The sequence below is a fragment of the Pseudomonas sp. BAY1663 genome, assembly GCF_000582595.1.
GTDB classification, from domain to species: Bacteria; Pseudomonadota; Gammaproteobacteria; order Pseudomonadales; family Pseudomonadaceae; genus Stutzerimonas; species Stutzerimonas stutzeri_AF.
The window spans coordinates 1-1,559 of record NZ_AZSV01000191.1 but is presented as its reverse complement, the minus strand read 5'-3'; the positions used below and the strand labels follow the sequence as shown (position 1 = coordinate 1,559).

The window sequence follows — 1,559 nt, the reverse complement described above, 5'->3', positions numbered from 1 at the left end:
CTGCGGCTGGTGGCGCAGCGGGCGCACCACTTCGGCCTTGCCGCCGGTCAGCGCGGCCAGCGAATCGTTGGCCATGCCGGTGGCCATGTTCCTGACCGGCGCGCTGGCGGCCAGGGCGTCGAGCTTGCCGGCGCGGCCCAGGGCCTTGCGCACCTTGCTGGTCAGCTGCTCGTTGGAGAACGGCTTGCCGATGAAGTCCGACACGCCGGACTGGATCGCCTGCACCACGTTCTCCTTGTCGCCGCGGCTGGTGACCATGATGAACGGCAGGGCCTTCAGCGCATCCTGCGCACGACACCAGGTCAGCAGCTCGAGCCCGGACATTTCCGGCATTTCCCAGTCGCAGAGGATCAGGTCGAAGCGCTCGCGCGTGAGCATCTGCTGGGCCTTGCGCCCGTTGACCGCGTCCTCGATGCGGATACCCGGGAAGTGGCCACGCAGCGCCTTCTTCACCAGGTCGCGGATAAAGGGCGCGTCATCCACCACCAGCACACTGACCTTGCTCATCCTTCACTCCTGCTCGAATGCCGGCAAGCATAGCGGCAGGACCGTCCCGACAAAAGCGCGAGTCGCCGCCAGCGGCAAACTTGTTGCGCTCAATCAATCCACGGCAGCGCCATCCTCGCCGAGCGCGACGACGCGCCAGCGGACAGGAGCGCGCCGGCGCGGCATACTCGCGGTTTCCCGCCAGCGTTCCGAGGCCGCCATGGTTCAGCACATTCTCGTTGCCCACGATCTGACTCCGGAAGCCGACCGGGCCCTGCAGCGCGGCGCCCAGCTGGCCCGGCAGAGCGGGGCGCGCCTGAGCCTGCTGCACGTGCTCGACGAGCGCGACAACGGGGCCGACGAGGTCGCCGCACGCAACCGCCTGCAAAACCGCCTGCAGCACAACGGGCTGGGCGACCAGCAGCCCTGGCTTCGCCGCGGCAACCCCGTCGAGGAAGTACTGACCCAGACCCGCGGACTGGAGGCGGACCTGCTGGTACTCGGCCGCCATCACCGCGATTCGACCCAGGGCTTCGCCGGCACCACCCTGGAACGCATCCTGCTCGCCACCCCGGCACCGCTGCTGCTGGCAATCGCCCCGGCAGAGACGCCCTACAGCCAGGCCCTGGCTGCCCTGGACTTCTCGCCCTGCGCCACCCGCGCCCTGCAATGCGCCTGGCGCCTGCTGCCGGCCGGCGCCGAGCTGCATGCACTGAACGTCGATGAAGTGGCCGAAGTGCACGGCCCAGACGAGAGCGGCCTGGCCCTGCAGCAGGAGCTGTTCGACCAGTTGCTCGAGGACATCCAGGCCTGGCTGCCGGACAGCGGCGTGCGGCTCAGCTACAGCCTCTACCAGGGCGAGCGCAGCAATTGCCTGGAAGCCGCCATCGGCGAGCTGCAACCGCAGTTGCTGGCGCTGGGCGGACACAGCCGCGGCGAACTCAGCAGCGCCCTGCTCGGCAGCCTGACCCGGCAGTTCCTCGACCAACCGCCCTGCGACGTGCTGGTGGCGCGCTGACCCCCGACCGGCGCCGCGAACCACGGCGCCCGCAGCCCCTTCTCCCGGCCGGCCC

At 69.9% G+C, this 1,559-nt stretch carries 2 protein-coding genes; one reads left to right on the top strand and one right to left on the bottom strand.

Annotated features, from left to right (window positions below; all coding sequences use genetic code 11):
* Window positions 1–507 (bottom strand): response regulator (locus BAY1663_RS22705; RefSeq protein ID WP_037045385.1); only part of this gene is annotated, 507 nt, incomplete at its 3' end.
* 199 nt (window positions 508–706) lie between these two features.
* Here BAY1663_RS22705 and BAY1663_RS22700 point away from each other — a divergent pair.
* On the top strand, window positions 707–1,504 hold the full coding sequence (locus tag BAY1663_RS22700; RefSeq protein ID WP_037045383.1) for a universal stress protein: 798 nt from the start codon (window positions 707–709) through the stop codon (window positions 1,502–1,504).
* Window positions 1,505–1,559 lie beyond the last annotated feature (55 nt).